Source organism: Tamlana crocina (genome assembly GCF_012037625.1).
The window spans coordinates 1-300 of sequence record NZ_JAAVJS010000763.1 but is presented as its reverse complement, the minus strand read 5'-3'; the positions used below and the strand labels follow the sequence as shown (position 1 = coordinate 300).

Below are 300 nucleotides of genomic sequence, written 5' to 3'. Positions count from 1 at the left end.
AAGAATGAGTTCAATAGCTGAAAAATTTGGAATAAATCAAGCTTTAAAAGACCTGGGTCTAAATGTGGACCAGGTAAATAACGGAACCTCAACCGGCCAGGAATGGTTTTCTAACGGAGAGGTGATTGATTCCTATTCTCCGGTTGACGGAGCTTTAATTGGAAAAGTAAAATCCACTACCAAAGAAGATTATAATCAAGTAATAGAAACTGCTGCGGAAGCTTTTAAAACCTGGAGGTCCATGCCTTCCCCGCAAAGAGGAGAAATAGTACGAAAATTTAATGATGAGTTGCGACGACT

General features: G+C 39.7%; 1 protein-coding gene. It reads left to right on the top strand.

Annotated features, from left to right (window positions below; translation table 11 throughout):
- Positions 1-4: 4 nt before the first annotated feature.
- Positions 5-300 (top strand): aldehyde dehydrogenase family protein (locus tag HC176_RS18900; protein WP_167920509.1); only part of this gene is annotated, 296 nt, incomplete at its 3' end.